This window comes from Catellatospora sp. NPDC049609 (genome assembly GCF_040675365.1).
Taxonomy (GTDB): domain Bacteria; phylum Actinomycetota; class Actinomycetes; order Mycobacteriales; family Micromonosporaceae; genus Catellatospora.
In genome coordinates this window covers 21,748-28,760 of sequence record NZ_JBFAOU010000100.1, presented here as the reverse complement: position 1 = coordinate 28,760, position 7,013 = coordinate 21,748, and the positions used below count along the sequence as shown (strand labels likewise).

Sequence of the window (7,013 nt, the reverse complement as noted above, 5' to 3'; positions counted from 1 at the left end):
CGGGCTCCGGGACGCTACGGATTCACCCACCTGACGTTCGAAGAATATTATGCGGGCCGGGCGCTCGCCTTTCGCGGCGACTCCACCGAACGGGCCGCGAGCTGGACCAGGCGGACACCGCGGCGGGTGACCAGGCGCGCGCGGCCGGGGGGCATGCGGTCGTACTTGATGCGGGCGCCGAACGGCGCGGACGCGCTGGACTCGGCCGACATCATCAGGAACGGCGCGCCCGCCGAGGACAGCTTCGACAGCGCGACGTCACCGGCGGCCCGGTAGCCGCCCCAGTTCGCGTTCGCGGACGTGATCAGGTGCAGGCCGACGTCGCGGGCCTGGAAGAAGAAGTCGGTCAGCGGGTCGAGCGGGTGGCCGACCGAGGATCCCACCACGATGTCGTAGTCGTCGATGACGAGGAAGAACTCGCCCCGGCCGGCGAGCCAGGGCCGCAGCGGGATGTCCTGCGGCCGGATGTTGTCCGGTGGCCGCCGCTCCTCCATCTTCTGCCGGATCGCCGTGGCGTAGTCCCGCAGCTGGGACGGGTTGCTGATGTACGCGAGCTGGTGCTCGGTGGTCACCGCGCCGAGCAGGCTGCGCCGCGGGTCGACGATGATCATCTTCGCCTCGTCCGGCGTGTACCGGCGGGCGATGGTGGTGACGATCTGCCGCAGCAGCGTCGACTTGCCGCTCTCGGCCTCGCCGAACGCGGTGAGGTGCACGTCGGAGAAGAAGTCGACGGTCGCCGGGGTGAGGTCGTCGCCGATGCCGATCGGCAGCGTCCACTGCTCGCCGGTCTCCAGGCTCATCCGCTCGTACGCGTACACGCTCGGCAGCATGCGCACCCGCGGCGCGGGCTGGCCGGTCCACTGCTTGGCGACGTGCTGGACCAGCGCGTCCCGGTCGCCGACCGCGTCCACGTCCGGGCGCAGGGCCAGCGTGAACAGGCCGTCGGCGGTGACGCCGAAGCCAGGGCGGCTCGGCACCTGCGGTGCGATCTTGCGTACCCGGCAGATGCTGTCGCTGGCGTCGCCCAGCTTCAGCTCCAGCTTGCTGCCGAACTGGTCGGCGATGGCAGGCCGGAAGTCACGCCAGCGCAGCGTGGACGCGATCAGGTGCACGCCGTACGCGAGGCCGCGGGTGGCGAAGTCGGTGAGCACCGGCTCCAGGTCGTCGTAGTTCTCGCGCAGCGTGGTCCAGCCGTCCACGACCAGGAACACGTCGCCGTACGGGTCGTCGGTGAACCGCCCTGCCGCGCGGAGCCTGCGGTACGCCGCCATCGACTCGATGCCGTGCTCGGCGAACCGGGCCTCGCGGGCGTTGAGCAGCTGCGCCACCTCGCTGACGGTGCGCCGGACCATCAGCGCGTCCTGCCGGCCCGCGACGCCGCCGACGTGCGGCAGGTCGCGCAGCGCGCCCAGCGAGCCGCCGCCGAAGTCCAGGCAGTAGACCTGCACCTCCTGCGGGGTATGGGTGAGCGCCAGGCCGGTGATGATGGTGCGCAGCATGGTGGACTTGCCGCTCTGGCCGCCGCCGGCGAGCGCGACGTGCCCGGCCGCGCCGTCGGCCAGCCGCAGCCACTGCAGGTCGCGCAGCTGCTGGGCGGGCTTGTCGATGATGGCGACCGGCACCCGCAGCGCGCCGCGCAGCTCCGGGTTGGCCACCGTGAGCCCGCGGCCCTCGACCAGGCCGAGCTGCCCGAACGCGAGGTCGAGCGGGTCGGAGATGTCCAGTGGCGGCAGCCACACCTGGTGCGCGGGCGGGCCCTGGCCGACCATCCGCTCGATCATGACGTCCATCAGGCTCTCGCCCGGCTTGACGTCCCAGTTGACCTCGGGCTCGGCGTTCAGCGGCTTCTTGGGCACCGGCACGAAGTGGTTGCCGAAGTCGTACACCAGCTGGCGGCCGTCGTCCTTGCGGCGGGTCGCGGTCTCCCCGGCCCGCTTGAACGAGCCGGAGACGTACGCGCCCTTGAACCGCTGCAGCGGCTCCGAACCGAACTTCAGGTACCCGTGGCCGGGCGCCTTGGGCAGGTCGAACGCGTCGCCGACGCCGAGCACCGCGCGCGACTCCATCGCCGAGAACGTGCGCAGGCCGATTCGGTACGACAGGTGCGTGTCCAGGCCGCGCAGGCGGCCCTCCTCCAGCCGCTGGCTGGCCAGCAGCAGGTGCATGCCGATGGACCGGCCGACCCGGCCGATCTGCACGAAGATCTCGATGAAGTCCGGGTTGGCGGTGAGCAGCTCGGAGAACTCGTCGCAGACGATGAACAGCGAGGCCAGCGGGGCGATCGCCGCGCCGCCCGCGCGCGCCTTCTCGTAGTCCTTGAGGTTGGCGAAGTTGCCCGCCGCCCGCAGCAGCTCCTGGCGGCGCAGCACCTCGCCGGTGATCGCGTCGCCCATGCGGTTGACCAGGTGGCTCTCGCCCTCCAGGTTGGTGATGACCGCGGAGGTGTGCGGCAGCCGGTCCAGCGAGGCGAACGTCGCGCCGCCCTTGAAGTCGACGAGCACGAAGTTGAGCTGCTCCGACGAGTGCGTCGCGGCCAGGCCCAGCACCATCGTGCGCAGCAGCTCGGACTTGCCGGAGCCGGTCGCGCCGACCAGCAGGCCGTGCGGGCCCATGCCGTCCTGCGCCGACTCCTTGATGTCCAGCTCGACCGGTGAGCCGTCCGGGCCCACGCCCAGCGGCGTCCGCAGCATGTTGCGGTTGGTGCGCGGCGACCAGCCGTACGCCACGTCGAAGCGCTCCGGGTCCGGGATGCCCAGCAGGTCGGCCAGGCCCTTCTCGGTGGTCATCGCGGTGGAGCTGGTGACCGTGGTGGCGGACAGGCGCAGCGGCGCGAGCCGCCGGGCCAGCGCCTCGGCCTCGACCACGCTGAGCCGGTCGGCCGCGCCCACCTCGGCGACCGAGGTCGCGGTGGTGGTGTGCAGCTCGCGCTCGCGGCCGCGCACCTCCAGCGTCAGCATGCCGCGCTCCAGCAGCCGGGGCGGGGCGGTGTCCAGGTCGAGGATGGTCATGCCGGACAGGCCCTCGGGCACGGCCAGCAGGTTCGCGCCCGCCATGTCGGCGCCGTCGAGCACGACGACGACGTGCGGGCCGACCTCGCTGCCGCCGAAGCGGGGCCGCCCGGTCAGCACCTCGGCCAGCAGCTCCTCCAGCTCGGGCGCGGAGGTGGCGTAGAGGCGCACCGGGCCGAGCGCGTCCACCCGGCTCGGGTGCTGGTGGTGCGGCAGCCACTTGGCCCAGTCCCAGGCGTCGCGGCGGTACGACGAGCCGCATACCGCGATGATCAGGTCGTCGGGCGCGTGGAAGACGGCGAGCTGCGCCAGCATGGCGCGGGCCAGGCCGTGGGCGTCGGAGCCGTCGCGGTGGTCGCGCTCGCCCGCGGACGGGGCGCCCGCGTAGCTGGTGTAGGTGCCCTCGGTGCGCGGGGTGGCGTCGCCGCGCAGGAACACCCGGCCGAAGCCACGCATGGACAGCGCCACCGGCAGGTCGGGGACCACCGAGTACGCGTCCAGGAAGCGCCGCAGCGCCCCGGCCGTCATCGGCTCCAGCTCCTCCAGCGGGCGGGTCTCCGGCGGCACCAGCGGGGTGGCCAGCGACTGGGGGCCGATGCCGACCCGGACGATGCCGAAGTCGGGGTCGTGCGGGCGGCGCTCCCACAGCCGGTGGCTGTCCGCCGTCGACCACAGCCGCTGCGGGTCGGGGTGGCGGTAGAACAGGCCCGTGCGCTGCATCTGCACCGCCTGGCGGGCACGGCGCCGCAGGCCGGCGAGGTGGCGCAGGTACTCCCGGCGGGCCGCCATCATCTCGGCCTTCTTCGGCTGGCCGGCGCCGTTCATCAGGCTGGCCGCGATCATGCCGAGGCTGGACACGCCCATCATGCCACCGGCCAGATAGGACATCTTGTCGCCGTTGCCCCGGCCGACCATCATCGCCATGCCCAGGCCGCTGCCCAGCATCGGCAGGATCATGATGGCCTGCTGCCAGCGACCCCCTGCCGCCTGCGGAATCTCCGGCGGCGCGTCGATGACGAGCTCACCCGACGGGATCTCGGGCGCGGGACGCCGGGGCGTCCGCTTGACGATCACCGTACCCATAGCGATGCCTCCCCACGACCATCGACCGCACGTCATGCTAGGCCATAGCCGGAAACCCCGCGCCCGGCCGCCGGGCACCGTCGATTCCGCCATCCCGGATCGATGCGGGGTGACGTGCCGCGGGCGAACGTGGTAGACGTACCGGGTGAGCTACCCCTCTGCCACGACCTCTTCCCCCACCGGACTCGCCCGCATCTCGCTGCAGACGCCGCAGCGCCGCGTCGACGTGGCGCTGCCCGAGCAGGTCACGCTGGTGGATCTGCTGCCCGACCTGCTGCGCCACGCCGGGGTCGGCCTCGCCGACGACGGTGAGCAGCACGGCGGCTGGGTGCTGCGCCGCACCGACGGCAGCCCGCTGGCCGAAGGCATGTCGCTGCAGCAGCAGTCGGTGCGCGACGGCGAGATCCTGCACCTGGTGCCCGCCCAGGAGCACTGGCCCGAGCTGGAGTACGACGACGTCGTCGAGGCCATCGCCGAGGGCGCCCGCCGCCGCGGCACCCTGTGGACGCCCGCCGCGACCCGCATGTCCACCCTGGTCGGTGCGGGCGTGCTGCTGGGCGCCGGTGTGCTGGCGCTGGTGCACGGCGGTCCGGAGTGGACGCCGGGCGGTTACCTCGGCCTCACCGTCGCGGTCCTGCTGCTGGTCGGCGGCGTGCTCGCGTCCCGGGCGTACGGCGACGGCGTCACCGGCAGCGCCCTGGCGGGCTTCGCCCTGCCGTACGCGTTCGCGGGCGGCGCGCTGGTGCTCGGCGGGTCCGGCGACGGCAGCCCCGCGCCGCTGGCGCCGTGGCTGGGCGAGCCCCAGCTGCTGGTCGGCTGCGTGGCGGTGCTGCTGTTCGCGATGCTCGGCGCGGCCGGGGTCGGGCACGGGCTGCGGGTGTTCACCGCCGGCGGGCTGGCGGGCCTGCTCGGCGCGGCGACGGCGCTGCTCGGCGGGCTCGGCGCGGCCGGCGCGGCGGCGATCCTGGTCTCCGCCCTGGTCTGCGGCATCGGCCTGGTGCCGGTGCTGGCCATCCGGTTCGGCAAGGTGCCGGTGCCGTCGGTCACCCCGCCGCGCGGCCCGGCCGGCGAGAACGCCTTCGCGGCCGTGCCGGCCAACCGGGGCGCCTCGGACCTGCCCGACCGCTCCCGCGTCTTCGCCGCCGTGGCCCGCTCCGAGGAGCTTCTCACCGGCATGCTGATCGGGTACGCCGTGCTCACCACCGCGGCCGGCCTGGTCCTGGTCGCGGCCGGTGGCACGGCCGGGCGGGTGCTGGTCGCGGTGTGCGCCACCGCCCTGCTGCTGCGGTCGCGGCTGTTCGTCACCGTGCGTCAGCGGGTGCCGCTGGTCACCGCGGGCCTGTTCGGCTGGCTGCTGCTGCTGGGCGCTGCGATCTTCCTCACCGACGGCAACACCCGGGCCTTCTTCGCGGTCGGCGTCGTCGTGCTCGCGATGATCATCGTGCTGGCCGGGCAGACCTGGTCCCGCAAGGCCCCCTCCCCGTACGTCGGCCGCGCGGCCGACCTGTTCGACCTGCTCGTCGTCATCTCGGTGGTGCCGGTCGCGGCCTGGGTGCTCGGCGTCTACGGGATGATCCAGGGCTGGGCCGCATAGCCGGGTTTCTTTGTCCTCGCCGATGACCGTGTGAGAATGGCGGAACTGTGCCTGGGTTCCGGTCCTTCCGTCACCGCAGCGCCGTCCCGCGAGCGAACGCGACGGCGCTGCCTCGCGTGACCGCCGCGCTCGCGCTGGCCGTCGTGGGCAGCCTGGCCGCGACCACGCCGCCGCAGGCGCCCGCGCCCGCTCCGGTGGGCCTGCGCGCCGAGGCCGGGCAGGAGCGGACCTCCCGCAACGCCGAGCGCGACCGGCAGTGGCAGCTCGCCGCGCTGCGCGCCTCGCGGGCCTGGGATCTCGCGACCGGCGACGGCGTCGTCGTCGCGGTCATCGACTCGGGCGTCGCGGGCGACCATCCGGATCTCGACGGCCGGGTGCTGTCCGGGCTGGACCTGGTGGACCGGACCGGCAACGGCAGCAACGACCAGGTCGGGCACGGCACCACGGTGGCCGCGCTGATCGCCGGGCAGGGCGACGGCCAGCACGGCGTGGCCGGGCTGGCGCCGCGGGCGAAGATCCTGCCGGTGCGGGTGCTCGACGCGGAGAACAGGTACGACGACGCGCGGGTGGTCGCCGAGGCGGTCCGGTGGGCTGTCGACCACGACGCGAAGGTGATCAACCTGTCGCTCGGCGGCGCGGCGTCCAGCGAGGCGCTGGCCGAGGCGATCGATTACGCGTTCGCCAGGGACGTGGTGGTGGTGGCCTGCGTCGGCAACGCCGTCACGGGCGGCTCCACCGAGATCTGGTATCCGGCTCGCGAACCCGGCGTGCTCGCGGTGACCGCGATCGCCCCCGGCACGCGCCGGCAGCTCTGGCAGGGCTCACTGAAGGGCGAGCAGGCCGTGCTGGCCGCGCCGGGCACCGACCTGATCGGCGCGCGGCCCGGCCCGGAGCTCTACTGGCGGGTGCAGGGCACCAGCTTCGCGGCGCCGCTGGTCTCCGCGACCGCCGCGCTGGTCCGCTCCCGCTACCCCGGCATGTCCGCCGCCGACGTGGTGCAGCGCCTGATCACCACCGCGCAGGACCTGGGCCCGGCCGGACGCGACGACGAGTACGGCTTCGGCCTGGTCGACCCGGTCGCGGCGCTGACCGCGGAGGTCGCCCCGGTCCGGGCCAACTCGCTGGACAGCGTGCCGCCGCCGGGACGCGCCGGGTTCGGCGCCGCCCCCGAGACCACCCCGGCCCCGCGCGCCTCGGCCACCCCGGAGCCGGCCGCCGGCACCAAGCCCGCGCCCACCCCGCACCGGGTGCGCGGCGGCCTCAACCTGGCGCTGCCCGGCGTCCCGGTGCTCGCGCTCTCCTAGCCGTTCATGGACCGCAGCTCCTTC

Annotated in this window: 3 protein-coding genes; 2 read left to right on the top strand and 1 reads right to left on the bottom strand. The window is 74.1% G+C overall.

Annotation, left to right across the window (positions count from 1 at the left end):
- Window positions 1-47 precede the first annotated feature (47 nt).
- Entirely contained in the window at window positions 48-4,091 is a 4,044-nt protein-coding gene (eccCa, locus tag AB0J67_RS25010; protein ID WP_363485867.1) for a type VII secretion protein EccCa, read from the bottom strand.
- 145 nt (window positions 4,092-4,236) lie between these two features.
- Between eccCa and eccD the strand changes: the two genes are divergently transcribed.
- Together eccD and mycP are read left to right on the top strand one after the other, a co-directional pair.
- Complete coding sequence (gene eccD / locus AB0J67_RS25005) at window positions 4,237-5,685, top strand: type VII secretion integral membrane protein EccD (protein ID WP_363485866.1); 1,449 nt, start codon at window positions 4,237-4,239, stop codon at window positions 5,683-5,685.
- Window positions 5,686-5,801: 116 nt separating this feature from the next.
- Window positions 5,802-6,989 (top strand): type VII secretion-associated serine protease mycosin, encoded by a 1,188-nt coding sequence (gene mycP, locus AB0J67_RS25000; RefSeq protein ID WP_363485865.1) that lies wholly within the window; start codon window positions 5,802-5,804, stop codon window positions 6,987-6,989.
- Window positions 6,990-7,013 lie beyond the last annotated feature (24 nt).